The sequence below is a fragment of the Mesorhizobium sp. GbtcB19 genome (assembly GCF_019091085.1).
Lineage (GTDB): Bacteria > Pseudomonadota > Alphaproteobacteria > Rhizobiales > Rhizobiaceae > Mesorhizobium.
Map to the genome: position 1 here is coordinate 1 of NZ_JAGXJY010000648.1, position 229 is coordinate 229.

The 229-nt window shown below is 71.2% G+C and carries 1 pseudogene; it reads left to right on the top strand.

What is annotated here, in order from left to right:
* Positions 1–229 (top strand): annotated as a pseudogene (locus KVT37_RS33300) (EamA family transporter); the annotation flags it as partial.

Here is a 229-nt window from a genome sequence, read left to right on the forward strand (position 1 = left end):
GGGGAGCCGCCCGGCCACTGGAAGGCGCTAGGCGCGGTGGCGGCGCTGGCTGGCATGCTGGTCACCGCCGCGCATGGCAATATCGAGGCGCTGGTCAAGCTGCGCTACAACGTCGGCGAGTTGTGGATCGTCGGCAGCGCGTTCTGCTGGGCGCTCTACTCGGTGCTGCTGCGCCGCCCCAAATTCGGCCCCGAGCTCCTGCCGCTGGTCGGGCACCTTCTCGGCGCCG